Source organism: Pseudomonas sp. JY-Q, from assembly GCF_001655295.1.
GTDB classification, from domain to species: Bacteria; Pseudomonadota; Gammaproteobacteria; order Pseudomonadales; family Pseudomonadaceae; genus Aquipseudomonas; species Aquipseudomonas alloputida.
Genome location: NZ_CP011525.1, coordinates 2,682,047 through 2,704,869, shown reverse-complemented (window position 1 = coordinate 2,704,869; position 22,823 = coordinate 2,682,047). Strand labels below are relative to the sequence as shown.

Here is a 22,823-nt window from a genome sequence, read left to right as displayed (position 1 = left end):
CGCGCATTTCAAACGCCGAGGCACCCTCGACCGGGCAGGTGCGCTCGCGTAGGCTTGCCGTTTTCCTTCCGTTGCAAGGCAGACACACCATGGCACATGCAGACATCATCTACACCCCGGACCCGGACGCCGAGTCGATTTCCTCGGACGTTGCCGAGTACAACGGCGTGCTGGTCACCACGCAAATCCCGACCCACGCCGACGGCAGCCTGGAACTGGGCGGCATCGTCGAGCAGAGCGAATGCACCCTGCAGGCGCTGAAAGTGGCCCTGGAAAAGGCCGGCAGCGGTATGGACCGCGTGCTGCACCTGACCATCTACCTGACCGACATGGCCGACCGCGCAGCGTTCAACGAGGTGTACCAGCGCTTCTTCAGCAAGCCCTGGCCGGTGCGTGCGGCGGTGGGTGTGGCTTCACTGGCCTTTGAAGGCATGCGTGTGGAAGTGACGGCGATGGCTGCCAAGCGCTGAGCTGCGCTTGTTGGGGTGCGCAGCGCCCCCAACATCGTTGACTGACTGCAAGATCGCCGGGGCCGCTCTGCGGCCCTTTCGCGACGCAAGGCCGCTCCCACAGTTGCGCGTACTCGCAGCCAATCCCGCACCTCTCGGCACCCCAATGATGCCGCCAGCCCGTTTCACCGCTACAATGCCCGCCTAAACCGTGACAGCCCGAAAATATAACGACATGTCCCTTCCAAAGAATCACCTGGAACTGCTCAGCCCTGCCCGTGACATGGCCATCGCCCGTGAAGCGATCCTGCACGGCGCTGACGCCATCTATATCGGCGGCCCGAGCTTCGGCGCGCGCCATAACGCCTGCAACGAAGTCAGCGATATCGCCGAGCTGGTCGAGTTCGCCCATCGCTACCATGCACGCGTGTTCACCACCATCAACACCATCCTGCACGACAACGAGCTGGAACCGGCGCGCAAGCTGATTCACCAGCTGTACGATGCCGGCGTTGACGCGCTGATCGTGCAGGACCTTGGGGTGATGGAGCTGGACATCCCGCCGATCGAGCTGCATGCCAGCACCCAGACCGACATCCGCACCCTGGAACGGGCCAAGTTCCTCGACCAGGCTGGCTTCTCGCAACTGGTACTGGCGCGGGAGCTGAACCTGCAGCAAATCCGCGCCATCGCCGCCGAAACCGATGCCGCCATCGAGTTCTTCATCCACGGCGCGCTGTGCGTGGCATTCTCTGGCCAATGCAACATTTCCCATGCGCAGACCGGCCGCAGCGCCAACCGTGGTGATTGCTCGCAAGCCTGCCGCCTGCCCTACACGCTGAAAGATGACCAGGGCCGCGTGGTTGCGTTCGAGAAACACCTGCTGTCGATGAAGGACAACAACCAGACCGCCAACCTGGCTGACCTGGTCGATGCCGGCGTGCGCTCGTTCAAGATCGAGGGCCGCTACAAGGACATGGGCTATGTGAAGAACATCACCGCCCATTACCGCAAAGAGCTCGATGCCATCCTTGAAGACCGCCCTCAGTACGCCCGCGCGTCCAGCGGCCGTACCGAACACTTCTTCCTGCCCGACCCGGATAAAACCTTCCACCGCGGCAGCACCGACTACTTCGTGACCGACCGCAAGGTCGATATCGGCGCCTTCGACTCGCCAACCTTCACCGGCCTGCCGGTGGGCGTAGTCGAAAAGGTCGGCAAGCGTGACATGCAAGTGGTCACCGACGTACCGCTGACCAACGGCGACGGCCTCAATGTGCTGGTCAAGCGCGAAGTGGTGGGCTTCCGCGCCAACATCGCCGAACCGCGTGGCGAATTCGAAGAAGACGGCCAGAAGCGCTACCGCTATCGCGTCGAGCCCAACGAAATGCCCGAAGGACTGCACAAGCTGCGGCCCAACCACCCGCTGTCGCGCAACCTCGACCACAACTGGCAACAGGCCCTGCAACGCACCTCCTCCGAACGCCGGGTCGGCGTGGAGTGGCACGCTGTCCTGCGCGAGCAGCGCTTGATGCTTACCCTCAGCAGTGAAGAAGGCGTGAGCGTGCAGGTGGCCCTGGACGGCCCATTCGGCGTAGCCAACAAGCCTCAGCAGGCACTGGAGCAGTTGCACGACCTGCTCGGCCAACTGGGCACCACCCTGTACCACGCCGACCGCATCGAACTGGATGCCCCGCAGGCGTACTTCATTCCCAACTCGCAGCTCAAGGCCCTGCGCCGCGAAGCCATCGAGGCACTGACTGCAGCACGCGTGCAGGCGCATCCGCGTGGCGGGCGCAAGGCCGAGACCACGCCACCGCCGGTGTACCCCGAGTCGCACCTGTCGTTCCTGGCCAACGTATACAACCAGAAGGCCCGCGACTTCTACCACCGCCACGGCGTGCAACTGATCGATGCGGCCTATGAAGCGCATGAAGAACACGGCGAAGTGCCGGTGATGATCACCAAGCACTGCCTGCGCTTCTCCTTCAACCTGTGCCCCAAGCAGGCCAAGGGCGTGACCGGCGTGCGTACCAAGGTGGCACCGATGCAGCTGATTCAGGGTGACGAAGTGCTGACCCTGAAGTTCGACTGCAAGCCGTGCGAGATGCATGTGATCGGCAAGATGAAGAGCCACATCATCGACCTGCCGACCCCGGGCAGCGCGGTGGCCCAGGTGGTGGGGCATATCAGCCCCGAAGACTTGCTCAAGACCATCCCGCGCGGACCGCACTGAGTTCGCCGGGCAGGGCCTCTTCGCGGCTAAACCGATGCGTGTCCACCCCCGGTGTAGGAGCGGGTTTACCCGCGAATACGGTAGCCGCGACAACGGTGAACGGTGGGTGGACATTGGCCAGCAGGCCCGGCCCTTTCGCGGGTGAACCCGCTCCTACATAGGCTTGTGCTTCCCCTGTAGGAGCGGGTTCACCCGCGAATACGGTAGCGGCGACAACAGTGAACGGCCGGTGGACATTGGCCAGCAGGCCCGGCCCTTTCGCGGGTGAACCCGCTCCTACGCAGGCTTGTGCTTCCCCTGTAGGAGCGGGTTTACCCGCGAATACGGTAGCCGCGACAACGGTGAACGGCGGGTGGACATTGGCCAGCAGGCCCGGCCCTTTCGCGGGTGAACCCGCTCCTACGCGGGCTTGTGTAAGAGCGGCTTCAAAGAACAGCGCAAGCGTACCTCAGCAGCGCTCAGCGTATCTGGTGCTTGTGCAACAACCGATAGAACGTCGGCCGTGAAATGCCCAGCACCTTGGCCGCCACGCTCAGGTTGTCGCTGTGCCGGTTGAGCACATCGCACAGCGCCTGGCGCTCGGCGCGCTGCTTGTATTCTTCCAGCGTGCCCAGCGGCTGTTGTTCCGGGTCGAGCAGTTGCAACCCCAAGTCCTGCGCCTCGATCTGCCGCCCTTCGGCCAGCACCAACCCGCGGCGCACGCGGTTGGCCAGTTCGCGCACATTGCCCGGCCAGTCATGCCGCCCCATCGCCGCCAGGGCATGGTCGCTGAACGACCGTGGCCGACGCCCGGTCTCCACACTGTAGAAATGGGCAAAATGGTTGGCCAGCATCGACAGGTCACCATGCCGGTCGCGCAACGGCGCGGTCACCACCTGCAAGACGTTCAGGCGGTAATACAGGTCTTCGCGGAAACGCCCTTGCTCGATGGCCCGCTCAAGGTCCACATGGGTGGCCGCCAGCACCCGTACATCCACCGGTATGGGCTGGCTGCCACCCACGCGCTCAATGTGCTTCTCTTGCAAAAAACGCAGCAAGTTGGCCTGCAATTCCAACGGCAGGTCGCCGATTTCATCAAGAAACAATGTGCCGCCATCGGCCGCTTCGATACGCCCGGTCTTGCGCTGGTGGGCACCGGTAAAGGCGCCCTTCTCATGGCCGAACAGTTCGGACTGGATCAAGTGCTCGGGGATCGCCCCGCAGTTGATCGCGATGAACGGCTGCTCGCTGCGTTGCGACTGACGGTGCAAGGTGCGCGCCACCAGCTCTTTGCCGGTGCCGCTCTCCCCGCGGATCAGCACAGGCGATTCGGTGGGTGCCAGTTTACCCAGCAACTTGCGCAACTCGCGGATAGGCCGGCTTTCGCCGAGCAACTCATGGGTTGCCTCATCGACCTTGATGGCCCCCTTGCCGCGCAAGCGCGCCATGCCGAAGGCCCGGCCCAGGGTTACCTGCACGCGGGAGACGTCGAACGGCAGGGTATGGAAGTCGAAAAACCACTCACACACAAAATCACCGAACGCCGGCATGCGCAACTGATCGGCGCTGAGCACGGCAATCCATTCGGTGTTGCTGCGCTTGATCATGTCCTTGACCGCGTCCGGGTGCCTCAGGTGCGAAGCCTGCAAGCGCAATAGCCCGACATCGCACGTGTGGTCCAGCGCAGCCCCGAGCATACAGCTGTCCACATCCCAGCCTGCGTTGCGCAGGCCAGGTAACAAGCGGTGGCAATCGTCGCAGGGGTCGACGATAAGCAAACGGCGTTGAGCGGCAGGCTGCTGCATGACCGATCCTTGGCGCCAGTTTTTGGTTTTTTGAAGTAAAACAGCAAGTTGTGGCGCCCGTTTAACAGTAGCAACGAAGTTGACGGTTCCCAGTACCGTCTGTCTGCCGAATCATTTTTTTACAAACCGCCACGGGAATTTTCGCACTTTATCGACATCACATGGCGGCGCAGGCAAGAACAGCGTCGACCCTGAAGAAAAATTTACAGCCAATGTGTGACTTACCCACGAACAACGAGCATCAGTAGACATAACCCCGCGCTGCACTTCGCGATCAATGAGGCGACTTTGAAGCAACGCGGACTTCACTTCGATGTTTGGGACCATAGAGAGACCGAACCATGAATGCCCCGCTCCGTGTCAACGAAGCACTGCTGATTGCCGACCACGCCTTCGAACCTTTCCAGTGCGTAGCCTGGGATGCACCCAACGGTACTGGTGAACTGAGCCTGGCAGTGATCGACCGGACCAGCACCCGCATCGGCGCCAAGCAAGTGTCGTCGCGCATCTACTCCGACCCGGCCCAGTGGGCCAGCCTGATCGAAGAAGTGCGCGCCGAATTGTGTGAAAAGGGCTACGACCTGCAACCGTGGTCGATGCCGAAGTAATATTGGCCAGCACAACAAGTGCGTGCATGGTCACGCACTTGTACAACTTCTCTGTTGCTGTTGTGGCAACTTTCCCAATTGCGACAACGTGTCGCAACCTGCCAGTTCAATCCACCACCTTGAATTGTTGCAAGTGCTGGTAATCAGCCTGCAATTGTTCTGCCAGACGCTGCGCGCGTCCCAGGCGCACGGGCGCCAGTTCCATATCGACCAACAACGTGGCGCATGGCATCGGCTGCACGGTATTGCTGTGCTGCAGGCGACCGTCGGTGAACACCAGGCAACGCAAGGCCTCTTGCGGATGGGCTCGCTGCCGCGCCTGTAGCCAGTGCCGCGCCTGTTCCAGTGCGGCGATCAGCGGCGTGCCCCCACCTGCTCCCAAGGCCTGCAGCCAGGGTTGCAAGGCAGCGGATGCCTTCAGCCCGTGGCGCTGCCACTGTGGTGTGCGCCCGCTGGCAGTCAGCAGGGCCAGGCGGGCGCGTTGTCGATAGGCTTGGTCGAACAATGCCGCCAGCAGCCCTTTGGTCTGTACCAGCGCCTGATGGCGCCGGGTTGAAGCCGAGGCATCGACGATCACCAGCCACAATTCTGCCGGCCTGCCTTGGCGCTGCTGCCAGCACAGGTCCTGTCGCTGGCGTGGCCGCCCTTTGAGCAAGGTCGGCAGCCAGGCTACCCGGCCGGCCGCCGCATTTCGCACGAGGCCACGGCGGGTACCGTTCTGCTTGCCTATGCCCGTTCTGGCATCCGCCCCGTTGGCTGGTGGCTGGGGGATGCTCAGGGCTTTTTTGCCCAGTTCGGCACCTCGCGGCGGGCGCCGCTGGCTACCGGCTGTGCCGGTAATGCCCCCCAGTCGCCCTGCCCACCCTGTTCGCCCGGGTTGCCGGCGCCGGGCTGCTGGTCAGGCGGCTGTGGCGCCGACGGCGGGCTGGCCTGGGGCGTCATACGGCGGCGATGGCGCAGGGCGAATTCGGCCACCGCCTCGACATCCACTTCTTCGATAGCTGCAGCCCCACGCCAGGCACAGTGGGCGCGCGCAGCGCGCAGCCACACCAGGTCGGCGCGCAGGCCGTCCACGCCGGCGGCGTAGCAGCGCTCGGTAATCCAGGCAAGCGCCTGGTCATCCAGGGCAATGTCGGCCAAGGCCTGGCGCGCCGCGTGGCAGCGCTCGCGCAGTTGCGCCTGGGCCTGGGCCCAGTGTGCGCAGAACGCCTGAGGGTCACTGTCGAAGGCCAGACGGCGGCGAATGATCTGCTGCCGGGCCTCGGGCTCCGGCAAGCCCTCCAGCGCCACGTTCAAGCCGAAACGGTCGAGCAACTGCGGGCGCAGTTCGCCCTCTTCCGGGTTCATGGTGCCGATCAGTACGAAGCGGGCGCTGTGCCGATGCGAGATACCGTCACGTTCGATACGGTTTGTGCCGCTGGCAGCCACGTCAAGCAACAGATCGACCAAGGTGTCGGGCAGCAGGTTGACTTCATCGACATACAGCACACCGCCGTCGGCCTGGGCCAGCACGCCCGGGGAAAACTGCGCCTTGCCCTGCCCCAGCGCGGCATCCAGGTCGAGGGTGCCGACCAACCGCTCTTCACTGGCGCCCAATGGCAAGGTGACGAACGGGCCTTCGCCAAGCAGGTCGGCCAGGCCACGGGCCAGGGTGCTCTTGGCCATGCCACGCGGCCCTTCGATCAGCACACCACCGATCCTGGGGTCGATGGCGGTCAGGCACAGCGCCAGCTTGAGGTCGTCTGCACCGACCACGGCCGCCAGCGGAAATTGTACGGGTTCACTCATTTCAAGCCTGTTCCTCGCCATCGAGCAGTTGGTCCTCAAGGGCTTCGCGGTAGTCGCCCGGCGCCTGCCACAAGCCGCGCTGCTGGGCCTCCAGCAGGCGCTCGGTGAGGTCGCGCAGGGCCTCGGGGTTGTGCTCGCGCATGAAATCGCGGGTTGCCGGGTCGAGCACATAGGCATCGGCCAGCCCCTGGTAATGATGGTCGTCGATCAGGTGCGTGGTGGCGTCGAAGGCGAACAGGTTGTCGACTGTCGCGGCCATCTCGAAGGCCCCCTTGTAGCCGTGACGCTTGACCCCGTCGATCCACTTGGGATTGAGCGCACGCGCGCGGATCACCCGGTTCAGCTCTTCCTTGAGGGTACGGATGCGCGGTCGGTCGGCCTGGCTGTGGTCGCCATGGTAGCTGGCCACCACCGCCCCGGACAGGGTTTCCGAGGCCGCCAGCATGCCGCCCTGGAACTGGTAGTAATCGTTGGAATCGAGCAGGTCGTGCTCGTGGTTGTCCTGGTTCTGCAGCACCGCCTGCACCTTGGCCAGGCGCTGGGCGAACTGGGCGCGGGCCGGGGTGCCGTCGTCGCTGCCGCCGTAGGCATAGCCGCCATGGTTGAGGTAGACCTCTGCCAGGTCGTCGCGGCTGTGCCACAAGCGCCCGTCGATGGCGTTCTGCACCCCGGCACCGTATGCGCCGGGTTTGGCACCGAACACCCGCCAGCCAGCCTGACGTGCAGCCTGCTCGGCATCCACGCCTTGAGCCTGCAGCGCGGCCCGCTCGCTGCGCACGCGGGCAGCCAGGGGGTTGAGGTCGTCAGGTTCGTCCAGCGCGGCCACGGCCTGCACGGCGGCGTCGAACAGGCGGATCAGGTTACCGAAGGCATCGCGGAAGAAGCCGGAAACGCGCAAGGTCACATCCACCCGCGGGCGGTCGAGCAGGCTCAACGGCAAGATTTCGAAGTCGTCGACGCGCTGGCTGCCGGTGGCCCAGACAGGCCGCACGCCCATCAGCGCCATGGCCTGCGCGATGTCGTCGCCGCCGGTGCGCATGGTCGCCGTGCCCCACACCGACAGGCCGAGCTGACGCAAGTGATCGCCGTGGTCCTGCAGATGGCGCTCGAGGATCAGGCTGGCCGAGGCGAAGCCCAGGCGCCAGGCTGTGGTGGTGGGCAGGTTGCGCACGTCCACCGTATAGAAGTTGCGGCCAGTGGGCAGCACATCAAGGCGCCCTCGGCTAGGCGCACCACTGGGGCCGGCGGGCACGAAGCGCCCGGCCAGTGCCGCCAGCAGGCCATGCATTTCAGCCGTGCCGCAGGCGTCAAGGCTGGGGGCTACCGCTTCACACAGGGCCTGCACTACAGCGTGCACCGGTTGCCACTCACTCAGGTCGGGTAACTGTGCCGTGCCCTCCAGTGCCTGCCCGATCACCTGAAGTGCCAGCAGCTCAAGGCGCTCGCGGGTGTCGCCACAGGTGCGCCAAGGTTCATTGCTCATGGCCTGCAGCTGTTCAGGGCGTATGCCCTGCCACGGCTGCCCAAGGTCGCAATCGAGCGGGTCCCAGCCCGGTATCAGTGCGTTGGCCAAAGCCCGCAGCAGGCTGGCATTACCGCCACGGCCGTCGCCACGCTCGACCCGCAACAACGCCAGCAGCGTATCCAGGCGTAGCCGCCCTTCAGGTGACTGACCAAACACGTGCAGGCCATCGCGAATCTGCGACTCCTTCAGGTCGCACAGGTAGGTATCCAGGCGCGGCAGCCAGAGCGCCGCATCGTCCAGTTGCCCTTCCAGTTGCAACTCACGGTCGATGTGGTTGGCCTTGACCAGCTCGAGGATGTCACGCTGCAACTCGCGGGCACGTCGAGGGTCGAGCAACTGCGCTTCATAGAACTCGTCGGCCAGTTGTTCCAGGTGGCGTAGCGGGCCATAGGTTTCGGCACGGGTCAGCGGCGGCATCAGGTGGTCAATGATCACCGCCTGGGTGCGGCGCTTGGCCTGGGCACCCTCGCCCGGGTCATTGACGATAAACGGGTAGATGTTCGGCAGCGGACCCAGCAGCGCGTCCGGCCAGCACTGCGCCGACAGCCCGACGCCTTTGCCCGGCAGCCATTCGAGGTTGCCATGCTTGCCAACGTGGATCACCGCATCGGCGGCAAATGCGTGACGCAGCCAGAAATGAAATGCCAGGTAGCCATGCGGTGGCACCAGGTCAGGGTCGTGATACACCGCGCTAGGGTCGACCTGGTAGCCCCGCGCCGGCTGGATACCGACGAAGGTCAAGCCAAAGCGCAGGCCGGCAACCATCAGCCGGCCGCTGCGGAACATCGGGTCCTGTTCGGGTGGCCCCCAGCGTTCCAGTACTGCCTGGCGGTTGGCCTGCGGCAGGCGCTCGAAGGCCACCTGGTAATCGGCCAGGCTCAGGCTCTGGGCACAGGGACGCTGGTCGAGATGGTCGAGGTCGTTGGTCACGCCACCGAGCAGCTGGTGGATCAGTTGCGTACCGCTGCCCGGCAACTCGGCCAGCGGATAGCCTTCGGCCTGCAGCGCCTTGAGGATGTTGAGTGCGGCAGCGGGCGTGTCCAGGCCGACGCCATTACCAATGCGGCCATCCCGGGTCGGGTAGTTGGCCAGCACCAATGCCACGCGCTTCTGGGCATTGGGCAGGCGGGCCAGCTCGACCCAGCGGCGGGCCAGCTCGGCGACAAAGTCCATGCGCTCGGGGTGGGCGCGGTAGCAGACAACGTCGGACTGGCTGCGCTCGCTGCGCCAGGCCATGTCCTTGAAGCTGACCGGGCGCGTGATGATGCGCCCGTCCAGCTCCGGCAATGCAATGTGCATGGCCAGGTCGCGCGCGCCCAGGCCCTGCTCGCTGGCTTCCCAGCCAGGCTGGTTGTCCTGCGCACAGATGGCCTGCAGCACCGGGATGTCGCGGCGAAACGGGCGCAGGTTGGGGCGCTCGGGGCTGGACAAGGCGAAACCGGTGGTATTGACCAGCACTTCGGCGCCGACCTCGTCCAGCCAGGCTTCGACCTGTTCCAGGCAGGCGCTTTCCTTGAGGCTGGCCACGGCGATCGGCAACGGGTTCAGGCCGGCAGCCTGCAGGCGCTGGCAGAACACGTCGATGAAGGCGGTATTGGCCGCTTGCAGGTGCGAACGGTAGAACAGCAGCGGCGCCACTGGCTGCTCGGGGTGCCAGTGCGGGTACCAGTCCTCGAGTGTCGCGCTGCCCTTGGCGGGGTGATAGACCGCCGTGCGCGGCAAAGGCTGCGGCTCGTCCCAGGCATAGTCGCGGCCCAGCCATTGGCTGGCCAGGCAGTTGAACAGGTTGATGGCGTTGGCCTTGCCGCCCTGGCGCAGGTAATGCCAAAGCCGCTCGGCCTGCTCACCGCGGACGTTGCCCAGGCGGGTCAGCTCCGGGTCCGGGCGGTCATCGCCCGGCACCAGAATCAGCTGCACGCCACGGGCGGCCAGCTCGACCAGTTGTTCGACACCATAGCGCCAGTAACCAACGCCACCGTGCAGCGACACCAGGATGACCTTGGCGTGGCGCAGCACCTGGTCGACATACAGGTCGACCGAGGCATGGTTCTGGACCTGCATCGGGTTGGCCAGGCGCAGGCTGGGAAAGTCTTCGGGCAATTGCTCGGCGGTGTCGGCGAGCAAGGCCAGGTGTGAATCGCCGCTGCAGAGAATCACCAGCTCGGCGGGTGTCTGGCCGAGGTCGGCAATGCTGTCATCCGGTACAAAACCACCGGGCTGGGTCCGCAGCAGGTGCATGGGTCAGGCGCCCAGTGCCTGGCGCAGGCGCGCTTCCAGCTGGGCAGCATCGAGGTCCTGGCCGATCAGCACCAGGCGGGTGATGCGCGGCTCATCGGCGCGCCAGGCGCGGTCGAAGTGCTTGTCGAAACGGGTGCCCACGCCTTGTACCAGCAGGCGCATCGGCTTGCCCGGGATGGCGGCGAAGCCTTTGGCGCGCAGGATACCGAACTCCACCACCAACTGGGTCAATGCATCGAGCAGCAGGCTTTCGTCGGCTTCTGGCAGGTCGATGGAGATGGAGTCGAAAGCGTCGTGGTCATGATCGTCATGATCGTCGCCGTCGTGGTGCGAATCGTGGTGGGTTCGGCGGCCATCGATATGCGCCTCGGACTCGGCACCCACGCCCAGCAGCACCTCCAGTGGCAGCTTGCCGCTGCTGGCCTCGATCACTTTCACCGCCGGCGGCAGTTCTTCGGCCACCTCGGCACGCACCTTGGCCAGGCCTTCGGCGTCGATCAGGTCGGCCTTGTTCAACACCACCAGGTCGGCGCTGGCCAACTGGTCAGCAAACAGCTCATGCAGGGGCGATTCATGGTCCAGGTTAGGATCGAGCTTGCGCTGGGCATCGACCTGGTCCGGGTAGGCAGCAAAGGTGCCGGCGGCCACGGCCGGGCTGTCGACCACGGTGATGACCGCATCGACGGTGCAGGCGTTACGGATTTCCGGCCACTGGAACGCTTGTACCAATGGCTTGGGCAGGGCCAGGCCGCTGGTTTCGATGAGGATGTGGTCGAGGTCGCCACGGCGGGCCACCAGCTCGCGCATCACCGGGAAGAATTCTTCCTGCACGGTGCAGCACAGGCAGCCGTTGGCCAGCTCGTAGACGCGGCCGCTGGCTTCTTCTTCGGTGCACCCGATGCTGCACTGCTTGAGGATCTCGCCATCGATGCCCAGTTCACCGAACTCGTTGACGATGACCGCAATGCGGCGCCCCTGGGCGTTGTCGAGCATGTGGCGCAGCAAGGTGGTCTTGCCCGATCCGAGGAAGCCGGTGACGATGGTGACGGGGAGCTTGGCCAGTGTTTTCATGTCGCATTGCCCTTGGCAGTGTGGCGCGGGCATGCAGGACGACAGCCGCAGGCCAGGCCGGCCGGGCTTGTTCGCCACCGGATCACCCCGCCCGGTTGAAAGTCGAAAACGTGACGAGGCAGGTCTCCTGGCTTGCACCGTTCCATGTCCCCGTTCAGTCGAACAGCGGGCTGGCGGGATGACGCCTTCCCGCGCGCTGGCGCAGTGGCTGTGTCGATCCGTTGTCGGTGCTTACAGTTGCGGGGGCAGCCGCGGCTTGTACCGCGTTCCCGTCTTAGCTTCGGCCAGGCCGAAGAACCTCGAAGTGGGCAAGGCTACGCAGTGGCTGGCGGGTGGTCAACCATTGCTGCCGGCTGGTCGACCATAAGGGGAGCAACTGCGCTACAGTGGCACCTTTTCAACGGACAAGGACGCCCCATGCCCCTCGCCCCCGCCCTACCGGTACTGCGTATGTTCTCGGCCGACAAGGCCAAGGCTTTCTACCTGGATTGTCTGCAGGTGCAGGGGCAGGCCCCGTTAGACAACCACCTGCGCTTTTGCCAGCAGATCGATGACGAGGCCAACCCATGAAGGCACTGGGCAAACGCGAAATAGGCCGCCTGGAGCGGGAGTTGGTGGCATGCCTGACCGATGCCTGCGAAACCGCCAAGGCGGAGATTGTCGGCTTCTGTTGGCTAACCCATCGCCTCAACCCGGAGGACTTTCCGAGCAGCCTGCGTATTACCTGGGTATTCGAGCAAGAGGCCGACAAGGCAGCGGCCGTGGTCGGTGATGCGAAGGCGCGCATGCTGGCACTTACCGCTCTGGCGCTGGAGCAAGCCGGCATTGAGCTGGACCATCCGGCCTGGCATGTACGATTCGACAGTGAAGAAGCCTGCGCGCACGGCCACGGCGGAGACTGGGCCAAGCGCTTGCAGACGCAGCGCTGAGCCCCAACCGGCAGCCGGTGCTTTACCCGGCCCCAGACGGTCCGTTAGGCTACGCATTCTCTAAATGACGAGGTGTTCGTCCAATGCGCCATTGATGCCGCCGTCCGTTCGACGGCCAGTCTTCAGCCTCCGGTTCGTTCCGGAGATGTCGCGGCATTTGTGGAGTTGTGCATGACGAACACGTCGATTCTGACGCTGGACAGCGTCTCCTTGGCCTTGCCTGATGGCAGGCCGCTGTTTAGCAACCTCAACGAAACCTTCGACCAACGCCGCACCGGCCTGGTCGGGCGCAATGGCGTGGGCAAAAGCCTGCTAGGGCAGATTCTTGCCGGCCGGCGTGAACCGAGCAGCGGCCATTGTCGGCGCCTCGGGCCTGTCCATTTGCTGGACCAGCAAGTCATCGCGCGCAGCGCCACGCTGGCCGACCTGGCCCAAGTGGGGCCGGTGATTGCGGCGCTGGAGCGCATCGAGCAAGGCAGCATCAAGCCCCAGGATTTCGACACCGTTGGCGAGCGCTGGGATATCCGCGAGCAATTGCAGCTGCAGCTTGAGGGCCACGGGCTGGGTCAACTCGACTGGCGCCAGCCCGCACGGACCCTGAGCGGTGGCCAAGCCATGCGCGTGGCACTGATTGGCGCGTGGCTCAGCGATGCCGATTACCTGATCCTCGATGAGCCAAGCAATCACCTGGACAGCAACGCCCGTGCCCAGCTGCTGAGCATGATCGAAGCCTGGGACCGTGGCTTGCTGGTGATTAGCCACGACCGCAGCCTGCTGGCGCACATGGCACGCATTGTCGAATTATCCAGCCTGGGCTTGCAGGCCTACGGTGGCAACTACAGCCTCTATAGTGCGCAAAAAGCCAACCAGACGGCGCAGGCGCAGCAGCAACTTGCCCGGCTGAAGCAGGAGCAGCAACGCCAGGCCCGTGAACTGCAGCGCCAACGCGAAGACCTGGAGCGCCATCAAGCCCGGGCCGGGCGCCAAGCCAAGCACGCCAACCAGGCCAAAATCCTGGTCGACCGCAAGCAGGAGCGCAGCCAGGCCACTGCTGGCAAGCAGCGCCGCGACCATCGCGATGCTCGGCAAACGCTACTGGGCAAAGTGCGTGACGCCGCCCGCGAGGTGGAGCAAGACAGCGCTATTACCTTGCACGCGCCCACTCCTCAGCGTCATCCGGGCCGAGAGGTCTTGGCCTTGCAGGCACTTTGCTTGCCCCATGGCACCCGCAAAGCGCTTGACCTGCGCTTGTGCCTGGGCCAGCGCGTAGGGCTGATCGGCGCCAATGGCAGTGGCAAGTCCACCCTGCTCAGGCTGCTGAATGGGGAATTGCCAGCATCGCCCGACAATGTGCGCCTCAGTGGCGAGACCGCCCTACTCGACCAGCACTGCAGCACACTGGCAGGCAACCGCAGCGTGCTCGAACACCTGCGCCAAGCCAACCCGACGCTGGCCCAGGGAAAATTGCGCAGCCGCCTGGCGCAACTGGGCCTGGATGCAGCCCGTATCGAACTGCCCAGTAGCCTACTGAGCGGCGGCGAGCGTATGAAGGCGGCGCTGGCCGCCGTGCTGTACCGCGAACGGCCGCTCGATCTGTTGCTGCTGGACGAACCCGGCAACCACCTGGACCTGCCATCGCTGACAGCCCTGGAAGGTATGCTTGGGCAGTTTCGCGGGGCGCTGATAGTGGCGTCCCATGATGCGGTATTGCTGGAAAACCTGGCGCTGGATGAGTACTTGCTGTTGTAGACACCGAAAAAAAAGCATCGCAGCCTATCAATTCGTGACTGGCCGTTCCCGATCCGCCAAGGATGGTTTAAGGTGGCATGGTGCGCATATAACAGCAGCCCGAGCGATCGGGCACTTGCAAGACAATGAGGGTGTCATGAGCAACGAAAGCATTAATTGGGACAAGCTGGGTTTCGACTACATCAAGACCGACAAACGCTACCTGTCCGTATGGCGCAATGGCGAGTGGGACAAGGGCACCCTGACCGAAGACAACGTACTGCACATCAGTGAAGGCTCCACGGCCCTGCACTACGGCCAGCAGTGCTTCGAAGGCCTGAAGGCCTACCGTTGCAAGGACGGCTCGATCAACCTGTTCCGCCCGGACCAGAATGCGGCCCGCATGCAGCGCAGCTGCGCACGCCTGCTGATGCCGCACGTGCCGACCGATGTGTTCATCGAAGCGTGCAAGCAAGTGGTCAAGGCGAATGAAAAGTTCGTGCCACCGCACGGCAAAGGCGCCCTGTACCTGCGCCCGTTCGTGATCGGCACCGGCGACAACATTGGCGTGCGCACCGCCCCCGAGTTCATCTTCTCGGTGTTCGCCATCCCGGTTGGTTCGTACTTCAAGGGCGGCATGAAGCCGCACAACTTCCAGATTTCCAGCTTCGACCGTGCTGCCCCGCAGGGCACCGGTGCGGCCAAGGTCGGTGGCAACTACGCTGCCAGCCTGCAGCCGGGTGCTGAAGCGAAGAAGGCCAACTTCGCCGACGCCATCTACCTCGACCCGCTGACCCACACCAAGATCGAGGAAGTCGGTTCGGCCAACTTCTTCGGCATCACCGCCAACAACGAGTTCGTCACCCCGAAATCGGCCTCGGTACTGCCAGGCATCACCCGCCTCTCGCTGATGGAACTGGCGCAATCGCGTCTGGGCCTGACCGTGATCGAAGGCGATGTCGAGATCAGCAAGCTGGACCGCTTCGTCGAAGCCGGTGCCTGCGGCACCGCAGCCGTGATCACCCCGATCGGCGGCATCGAGTACAACGGTAAGCTGCACGTGTTCCACGACGTGGAGAAGGTCGGCCCGGTTACCCAGAAGCTCTACAACGAGCTGACCGGTATCCAGAGCGGCGATGTAGAGGCACCGGCAGGCTGGATCGTCAAGGTCGCCTGAGGCGCATCAGCTGTATGAAAACGGGGCATGCCAGCGATGGCATGCCCCGTTTTTCATGGGTTTATACGGCCACCTTGAGCGGTTGTACCCGCAAAGCAGGCGACGCGGGGCATGACACCGGCTGCGCCCATCCCCCACATGTGTCCACCACCGTGGTAGGAGCGGGTTTACCCGCGAATACGGTGGTGGCGGCGACGGTGAACGGCGGGTGGAAATTGACCAGCAGGGCCGGCCCTTTCGCGGGTGAACCCGCTCCTACGACGGCCTGCGCCCAACCACCGACCTGTGCCCCCCCATGGTAGGAGCGGGTTTACCCGCGAATACGGTGGCGGCAGCGACGGTGAACGGCGGGTGGAGATTGGCCAGCAGGCCCGGCCCTTTCGCGGGTGAACCCGCTCCTACGGCGGCCTGCGCCCAACCACCGACCTGTGCCCCCCATGGTAGGAGCGGGTTTACCCGCGAATACGGTGGCGGCGGCGACGGTGAACGGCGTGTAGAGATTGGCCAGCAGGCCCGGCCCTTTCGCGGGTGAACCCGCTCCTACGACGGCCTGTGTCCAACCCACGAGGTGTGTCCACCACCGTGGTAGGAGCGGGTTTACCCGCGAATACGGTGGCGGCAGCGACGGTGAACGGCGGGTGGAAATTGGCCAGCAGGGCCGGCCCTTTCGCGGGTGAACCCGCTCCTACGACGGCCTGCGCCCAACCACCGACCTGTGTCCACCTCCGATCAGTGAACCGCGCCAGGTGGCAGAATCATGCCAGGTGCCGCTGCACCAGCAGGTGCCGGGCTTTGTCGAACGCCCAGTTGTAGACCACGGTGTAGGGCAGGATGATCACGAAGAAGCCCAGCTCCACCATGAACGCCTGCAGCAGCGAAATCTCCAGCATCCAAGCCGCCACCGGCAGGCACCACACCACCAGGCCGGCTTCGAAGCCAAGACCGTGCACGAAACGCGTACTGGCCTTCCAGTTGATGCGTTCGGTTTGCACCCAGCGATCAACCAGTGCGTTGTAGACCATGTTCCACAGCATGGCGATCACCGACAGGGTCACCGCCAGCGCGCCCGCCGTTGCCAACGACTTGCCCATGATCCAGGACAGCAGCGGCGCACACAGCAGTACCGCAAAAACTTCATAGCCAACGGCGTGGACCAGGCGTTCGGTGAAAGACACGTTTTTCATTGCACATTCCATCCATTGCGGGAGTCGTGCTTCCCATTTTCTTTGATAGAACTGATACTCGCGACATAGCTACCATCGGTTTTATCAATACCATGCGTTACTCTCCCGAAGCTCTGGTCGCCTTTACCGAAGCCGCCTCACTCGGTTCGTTTTCTGCGGCGGCGCGCAAGCTGCGCAAAAGCCAGTCCACTGTCAGCATCGCCATCGCCAATTTCGAGGCCGATATCGGCTGCCCACTGTTTGACCGCAATGGCCGCCACCCCACGCTCAATGAGGCGGGCAGGCAGGTGCTGAGCCATGTCGAAGCAATTCTCGATGCCAGCGCCCAGCTCGATGCGCTGGCAGTGCGACTGGCGCAAAATGTCGAGGCGCTGGTATCTGTGGTGATGTCGGACAGCTACAGCGTAACGTTCCAGGGGGCGGTGATGACTCGTTTCGCCCAGCACTACCCCCATACCGAGCTACGCTGCGGCCCGGCGGAGGACGCTGATGTGATCGAGATGATCCAGCAGGGCCTGGCCCATGTCGGCATCCTTGCCACACAGCCCGGCTACCCCGCCGACGTGGCCGTGGCGCGCTTGCCGGAGCAGGCAGAGTTCGGCGTGTATGTCGCCAGCGAGCATCCGCTAGCAAGCCTGGCGCAGGTAAAGGCGCAGCATCTGGAGAACGCACGACAGCTGTATATCAAGACCTATGCCCCCAGCCTGCACCATGGCCGTGGCCAAGCGTGGTCGGCACCGGATTACCTTACCCTGCTGGAGTTCGCCGTGCGCGGGTTTGGCTGGGCCGAGCTGCCCAGGGCGCTGGTAAAACGGTTTGGCAACGAGCTGGTGGAGTTGCAGATAGCGGGTTACCCCCGGCGGGTGGATATGGATGTGGCCTGGTCGAGCCGGCGTGCCTTGGGGCCGGCCGGGCAATGGCTGGTGCGACAGATGTTGGGCCAATAGTTTGTCGCCTGCCCGAACTTGAAGTGCGCCCAGACACAACAACCGGTACACCCAGCGACAAGCCTTCCCCCCACCCCGCCCCTTAGCCTGTCACCACGCGCCGCCCCGCTGCGGCACGCACCCAAAAAGCACAAGAACAAACGTTGGTGACCTATGCAGACAGTAGATCCGATCACCCTTGCGGTTGTCCGGGGTGCGCTGGAGACAGCGCAACGCGAAATGACCCTGACCCTGGAAAAGACCGGGCGCTCCAGTGTGTTCAACCTGGCACACGACTATTCCAACTCGCTGTTCGACCACTTGCCGGAAATGATCCTGCAGGGCCAGGACATTCCCATCCACCTGGGCTCGCTGATACCGGCCATGAAATGCGTGGCCGAGTTCTTCGGCGACGACATCGCCGAAGGCGACGTGATCTACCACAACGACCCCGCCTACAAGGGCAGCCATATTCTCGACTGCTGCATGTACAAACCGGTGTATTACCAGGGCGAGCTGGTGTTCTGGACCGTCTGCAAGGGCCACCTGACCGACATCGGCGGCCCGGTGCCGGCGGGCTACAACCCCGATGCCAAGGAGATCTATGCCGAGGGCCTGCGCATTCCACCGGTCAAGCTGTGGGAAAAGGGCAAGCGTCGTGAGGACGTGATCAACTTCATGCTCACCAACATGCGCGCCCGCCCTTATCAGGAAGGCGACCTCAATGCCCAGTATGGTGCCTGCAAGGTCGGCGAGCGGCACCTGCTGGAGCTGCTGGACAAGTACGGCGTGGCACAGGTGCGTGCCTGCATCGCCGAACTGAAGAACATGGCCGACCGACACATGCGGGCGCTGTTGCGCGATGTGCCGGATGGTGACTACAGCGGCACCGCCGTGCTCGAAGATGCCGGCCACGGCCTGGGCGAACTGGCCATCACCGCCCATGTGCAGATCCGTGGCGACCAGGCCCATGTGCGCATCGAAAGCCCGCCGCAGGTGCCGTACTTCATCAATTCCTATGAGGGCAACTCGGTATCCGGGGTTTACCTGGGGCTGATGATGTTCGCCCAGGTGGCGCCGCCTTACAACGAAGGCCTGTATCGCTGCGTAACGGTCGATGTCGGCCCCAGGGGTACGCTGTGCAATGCCGAGGAACCCGCGCCCCACGTCAATTGCACCACCACGCCGATGGAAACCCTCGCCGATGCCGTGCGCACGGCACTGGAACAGGCCTCGCCACAGCGGGTAACGGCCTCCTGGGGGCATACCAGCGGCATCAACATTGCCGGCCGCGACCCGCGCAACGGCAATAGCGAGTACGTGACGATGGTGCTGGCCTCGATCATTTCCGGTGCCGGTGCCAACAAGGTGATGGATGGCTGGCACGCCTGCGGCCCGCTGTGCTGCTTCGGGGCGCTGATGAGCGGTGATATCGAGCTGCTCGAACACGCTTATCCGGTGCTGATCCACCGCTACAGCCTGATGGCCGACAGTGGTGGCGCCGGTGAGTTACGCGGGGGTTCGGGCACCCGCCTGGAGATCGAGCCCCTGGACCACGCCATGACCGTGGTCGGCTTCGGCGAGGGCCGCCAGTTGCCCACCGCTGGTGCCGCCGGGGCTCGCAATGCCCTGCTCGAGCCCAAACTGGGCCGGCTGATCCATCGCCATGCCGATGGCCGCGAAGACCACTACACGCAGAACCCCATGCTCACCCTGCAGCCCGGCGAACGCATCATCAACATCAACCCAGGGGGTGGTGGCTACGGCGACCCACTGCGCCGTCGGGTCGCAGCAGTACTGGAGGACGTGCGCAACGGCCTGGTCTCGCCACAAGGCGCAGCCCTGGAATATGGCGTGGTCCTCGATGCCGATGGCCAATTGGACGAAACAGCCACCCACCTTGCCCGCGCCCCGCGCTAACCGGAGAACACGCATGCGTAACCAATATCGCCTGGGCGTAGACGCCGGCGGCACTTTCACCGATTTCATCCTGGCCGATCGCGACGGCGGCGTGCAGCTGTTCAAGGCCCCCTCCACGCCGCAGGACGGCACCTTGGCCATTCGCGCTGGCCTGGCACAGATTGCTGACGCCACCGGGCGCAGCCCGGCCGAACTGATCGCCAACTGTGACCTGTGCATCAACGGCACCACCGTGGCCCTCAACGCGCTGATCGAGCGCACCGGGGTCAAGGTGGGCCTGCTGTGCACCGAGGGGCACGAGGACAGCCTGGAAATCCGCCTGGGCCACAAGGAAGAGGGCCACCGCTACGACGCCCACTACCCGCCGGCACACATGCTTGCCCCACGCCACCTGCGCCGCCCGATCGGTGGCCGAATCCTTGGCGATGGCCGTGAGCACAGCCCGCTGGACGAAGCCGCCATCCATGCCGCCATCGACTACTTCCGTGCCGAAGGCGTGCAGGCCGTGGCCATTTCCTTCCTGTGGTCGGTGCGCAACCCTAGCCACGAACAACGGGCCGCCGAACTGGTACGGGCTGCCCTGCCCGAGGTGTTCGTCTGCACCGGCTGCGAGGTGTTCCCGCAGATTCGCGAATACACCCGCACCTCCACCACCGTGGTCAACGCCTACCTCAGCCCGGTAATGGCACGTTACGTGGCGCGCATCGACAGCCTGTTTCAGGCACTTGGCGCACAGCAGCCAGTACGCTACTTCCAGTCCAATGGCGGGTTGGCGCCCGGGCACCTGATGCGTGAGCGCGCCGTCAACGCGATCAACTCCGGTCCGGCCTCAGCGCCACAAGCCGGGCTGGCGGTAGCGAGGCCGTTCGGGATCGACAACGTCATCACCGTGGACATGGGCGGCACCTCGTTCGACATCACCCTGACCAATGGCGGACGCACCAACTTCAGCAAGGACGTGGACTTCCTGCGCCAGCGCATCGGCGTGCCGATGATCCAGGTGGAGACCCTGGGTGCCGGCGGTGGCTCCATCGCCCACCTGGACGAGTTTGGCATGCTCCAGGTCGGACCGCGCAGCGCCGGCGCCATGCCTGGGCCGGTGTGCTACGGCAAGGGTGGCCGCGAACCCACGGTCACCGACGCCAACCTGGCACTTGGCTACCTGCCCGACGGCGCACTGCTGGGCGGCAGTATCCGCCTGAACCGCCAGGCCGCGCTGGACGCCATCCGGAGCACGATCGCCGAACCGTTGGGCATCAGTGTGGAACGCGCGGCATTCGGCATCACCACCCTGGTCAACCTGAACATGGTCAACGGCATCCGCCGCGTATCGATCGAGCGCGGTCACGACCCGCGCGACTTCGCCCTGATCGGCGCAGGCGGTGCGGCGGGCATGCACGTGGTGCGCCTGGCCGAAGAAATCGGCATGCACACCGTGCTGATCCCCAAGGTGGCCTCGGGCTTGTGTGCGTTCGGCCAGATCCTGTCCGACGTGCGCTACGACCAGCTCACCAGCCTGTCAATGCGCCTGGACGCCGGGCACGTCGACCTGGCGCAACTCAACCAGGCCCTCGCCGAACTGCGTCAGCAAGGGCTGGCCAACCTGCGCGAAGACGGCTTTGGCGACCAGGCCAGCAGCTGCCACTACACCTTGGAGATGCGCTACCTGGGGCAAATTCATGAGTGCAGTGTGGACCTGCAGCAGCACAGCCTGGACGAGGCAGGGCTGGCCGCGCTGGTCAGCCGCTTCCACAGCCGCCACCAGACCCTGTACTCGTACAGCGAACCCGACAGCCCGGTGGAGCTGGTGAACCTGGAGTGCTCGGTGATCGGCCACCTGCCACGCCCGCCGCAACCCGAGCTGCAGGGACCGGCCGAGCCCCCCGCCCCCACCGCGCAATCCGTCCGCCCGATGCTGTTCAGTGCCGACGGTGAATGGCAGCCCACACCGGTGTTCAACGGTAACCACCTGTTGCCAGGGCAGACCGTGCATGGCCCCTGTGTGATCGAGGAAGACACCACCAACATTGTCCTGCCACCCGGCTGGCAAGCTCGCCTGGAGCCTTCGGCCACCTACCGAGTGACACGCGGGGGTTGATCTTGCGGTCGGCGCGCGCCGATCATGGGCCTGACAACCGCCCGGCAGTTTTGCGCTGCCGGGCGGTTTTTACAATAACAAGAGCTGCTTGAGTAGCTTGCCTGCAGTTCCTTTTTTCAATGCTGCCCTCTTTGAAAAAGGACCCACCATGCCCACAGAACTCTCGACCCACGGCTGGCCACAGCCTGAACGCCAGGCACGCTGGGCCGAAGCCATCAGTGACACCTATTTCCCATTGAGCCTTGAATTTGCTGCCGGACAGCCGTTCGATGGCCACCTGCAGCGCTGGAGTACGCCGAGCACGCCACTGAGCCTGTCGCGCCTGCGGTCCAGCCAGCTGGGTTACTCGCGCAGTAACGCGCACATCGGCCAGGACCATGAAGCGTTCTACCTGGTGACCGTGCCGCATGGCAGCGAGGTGCACTTTGAACAGGACGGCCACCAGATCAGTTGCAGCCCGGGCGGTTTCATCGTCGAGCGCGGCGATGCACCCTACCGCTTCCACTACGGCACGCAGAACGACTTGTGGGTGCTCAAGCTGCCCGAGCGTGCGCTCAAAGCCAACCTGCTGGGGCACAAGCGCTATACCCGGCATTGCTTCGATGCCCGTCAGGGCCTGGGGCGCATCTTCGTCGAGCAACTCGACCTGTGTGCCCGCCATTTCGACACCAGCCCCCCGGCAGCCCGGCATCTACTGCTGGAACAGGCCTCCGCCACCCTGCTGCTGGCCTTGCAACAGGATGAGCGCGTGCTGGGCAGCGAAGGCAGCAACCTCAGCACCCTGCACCTGACGCGGGTCGAGCAGTACGTGCAGCAAAACCTGGGTGACCCCGAGCTGTCGCCACAAACCATCGCCAGCGCCTGTGGGCTGTCGCTGCGTTATCTGCACAAGTTGTTCGCGATCACGCCCTACACCCTTGGCGAGTGGGTACGCCGTCAACGCCTGGAGGCCGTGCACCGGCAACTGCTTGACCCGCATTGCCACCTGGCCATCGGCGAACTGGCATTTCGCTGGGGCTTTGCCGATCAGGCGCAGTTCACCCGGGCGTTCCGCCAGCAGTATGGGTGCACGGCGAGCGAGGTGCGGGCTACGCGTACGCACTGATCACAACAACGGAAAATTGCCCGCGCTCACAAGGGGCGCGGTCGCGTTGGCTTGGCG

The 22,823-nt window shown here is 64.4% G+C and carries 17 protein-coding genes and 1 riboswitch; of the genes, 11 read left to right on the top strand and 6 right to left on the bottom strand.

The window, feature by feature from the left end:
- Nucleotides 1-89 precede the first annotated feature (89 nt).
- The gene (locus AA098_RS12270) at nucleotides 90-470 is read left to right on the top strand and encodes a RidA family protein (RefSeq protein ID WP_004577524.1); all 381 of its coding nucleotides are present in this window, start codon (nucleotides 90-92) and stop codon (nucleotides 468-470) included.
- A 214-nt stretch (nucleotides 471-684) separates the two neighbouring features.
- Nucleotides 685-2,685, top strand: coding sequence for a U32 family peptidase (locus AA098_RS12265; protein ID WP_064614273.1), 2,001 nt, complete (start codon nucleotides 685-687; stop codon nucleotides 2,683-2,685).
- Nucleotides 2,686-3,143: 458 nt separating this feature from the next.
- Here the strand turns inward: AA098_RS12265 and AA098_RS12260 are convergent, their stop codons facing one another.
- Nucleotides 3,144-4,469 (bottom strand): sigma-54 dependent transcriptional regulator, encoded by a 1,326-nt coding sequence (locus AA098_RS12260; protein ID WP_003247925.1) that lies wholly within the window; start codon nucleotides 4,467-4,469, stop codon nucleotides 3,144-3,146.
- 341 nt (nucleotides 4,470-4,810) lie between these two features.
- On the opposite strand from AA098_RS12260, the gene AA098_RS12255 reads away from it, so the two are divergent.
- Complete coding sequence (locus AA098_RS12255; protein WP_003247923.1) at nucleotides 4,811-5,077, top strand: hypothetical protein; 267 nt, start codon at nucleotides 4,811-4,813, stop codon at nucleotides 5,075-5,077.
- A gap of 106 nt (nucleotides 5,078-5,183) precedes the next feature.
- Here the strand turns inward: AA098_RS12255 and AA098_RS12250 are convergent, their stop codons facing one another.
- From AA098_RS12250 to cobW, 4 genes are all read right to left on the bottom strand, one after another.
- A complete protein-coding gene (locus AA098_RS12250; protein ID WP_054889711.1) occupies nucleotides 5,184-5,774 on the bottom strand; it encodes a VWA domain-containing protein in 591 nt (196 codons plus the stop codon).
- A gap of 77 nt (nucleotides 5,775-5,851) precedes the next feature.
- On the bottom strand, nucleotides 5,852-6,865 hold the full coding sequence (locus AA098_RS12245) for an ATP-binding protein (RefSeq protein ID WP_004577135.1): 1,014 nt from the start codon (nucleotides 6,863-6,865) through the stop codon (nucleotides 5,852-5,854).
- 1 nt (nucleotide 6,866) lies between these two features.
- Nucleotides 6,867-10,628: a cobaltochelatase subunit CobN gene (cobN, locus tag AA098_RS12240; protein WP_060538851.1), complete on the bottom strand. Its 3,762-nt coding sequence runs from the start codon at nucleotides 10,626-10,628 to the stop codon at nucleotides 6,867-6,869.
- A gap of 3 nt (nucleotides 10,629-10,631) precedes the next feature.
- A complete protein-coding gene (gene cobW, locus AA098_RS12235; protein ID WP_003247913.1) occupies nucleotides 10,632-11,699 on the bottom strand; it encodes a cobalamin biosynthesis protein CobW in 1,068 nt (355 codons plus the stop codon).
- 99 nt (nucleotides 11,700-11,798) lie between these two features.
- Nucleotides 11,799-12,016: riboswitch (cobalamin riboswitch) on the bottom strand.
- A gap of 100 nt (nucleotides 12,017-12,116) precedes the next feature.
- Between cobW and AA098_RS29500 the strand changes: the two genes are divergently transcribed.
- The 4 genes from AA098_RS29500 to AA098_RS12220 all read left to right on the top strand — a co-directional run bounded on the left by AA098_RS29500 (nucleotide 12,117) and on the right by AA098_RS12220 (nucleotide 15,533).
- Nucleotides 12,117-12,269: a hypothetical protein gene (locus AA098_RS29500; protein ID WP_004577132.1), complete on the top strand. Its 153-nt coding sequence runs from the start codon at nucleotides 12,117-12,119 to the stop codon at nucleotides 12,267-12,269.
- Nucleotides 12,266-12,628, top strand: a complete 363-nt coding sequence (locus tag AA098_RS12230) for a hypothetical protein (protein WP_004577131.1) — start codon at nucleotides 12,266-12,268, stop codon at nucleotides 12,626-12,628. Before AA098_RS29500 ends, AA098_RS12230 begins: the two co-directional genes overlap by 4 nt.
- Before the next feature lie 171 nt (nucleotides 12,629-12,799).
- The gene (locus AA098_RS12225) at nucleotides 12,800-14,377 is read left to right on the top strand and encodes an ATP-binding cassette domain-containing protein (RefSeq protein WP_014859998.1); all 1,578 of its coding nucleotides are present in this window, start codon (nucleotides 12,800-12,802) and stop codon (nucleotides 14,375-14,377) included.
- A gap of 136 nt (nucleotides 14,378-14,513) precedes the next feature.
- Nucleotides 14,514-15,533, top strand: coding sequence for a branched-chain amino acid aminotransferase (locus AA098_RS12220; RefSeq protein ID WP_064614271.1), 1,020 nt, complete (start codon nucleotides 14,514-14,516; stop codon nucleotides 15,531-15,533).
- Between the two features lie 755 nt (nucleotides 15,534-16,288).
- On the opposite strand, the gene AA098_RS12215 is transcribed toward AA098_RS12220, so the two are convergent.
- Nucleotides 16,289-16,717, bottom strand: a complete 429-nt coding sequence (locus AA098_RS12215) for a multidrug/biocide efflux PACE transporter (RefSeq protein WP_004577017.1) — start codon at nucleotides 16,715-16,717, stop codon at nucleotides 16,289-16,291.
- 92 nt (nucleotides 16,718-16,809) lie between these two features.
- Between AA098_RS12215 and AA098_RS12210 the strand changes: the two genes are divergently transcribed.
- The 4 genes from AA098_RS12210 to AA098_RS12195 all read left to right on the top strand — a co-directional run bounded on the left by AA098_RS12210 (nucleotide 16,810) and on the right by AA098_RS12195 (nucleotide 22,766).
- Complete coding sequence (locus AA098_RS12210; RefSeq protein WP_003247901.1) at nucleotides 16,810-17,664, top strand: LysR family transcriptional regulator; 855 nt, start codon at nucleotides 16,810-16,812, stop codon at nucleotides 17,662-17,664.
- Between the two features lie 153 nt (nucleotides 17,665-17,817).
- Complete coding sequence (locus AA098_RS12205; RefSeq protein ID WP_054889562.1) at nucleotides 17,818-19,563, top strand: hydantoinase B/oxoprolinase family protein; 1,746 nt, start codon at nucleotides 17,818-17,820, stop codon at nucleotides 19,561-19,563.
- A gap of 13 nt (nucleotides 19,564-19,576) precedes the next feature.
- Nucleotides 19,577-21,661, top strand: coding sequence for a hydantoinase/oxoprolinase family protein (locus AA098_RS12200; RefSeq protein WP_064614268.1), 2,085 nt, complete (start codon nucleotides 19,577-19,579; stop codon nucleotides 21,659-21,661).
- 148 nt (nucleotides 21,662-21,809) lie between these two features.
- Complete coding sequence (locus AA098_RS12195; protein WP_060545461.1) at nucleotides 21,810-22,766, top strand: helix-turn-helix domain-containing protein; 957 nt, start codon at nucleotides 21,810-21,812, stop codon at nucleotides 22,764-22,766.
- The last annotated feature ends 57 nt before the right edge of the window (nucleotides 22,767-22,823 follow it).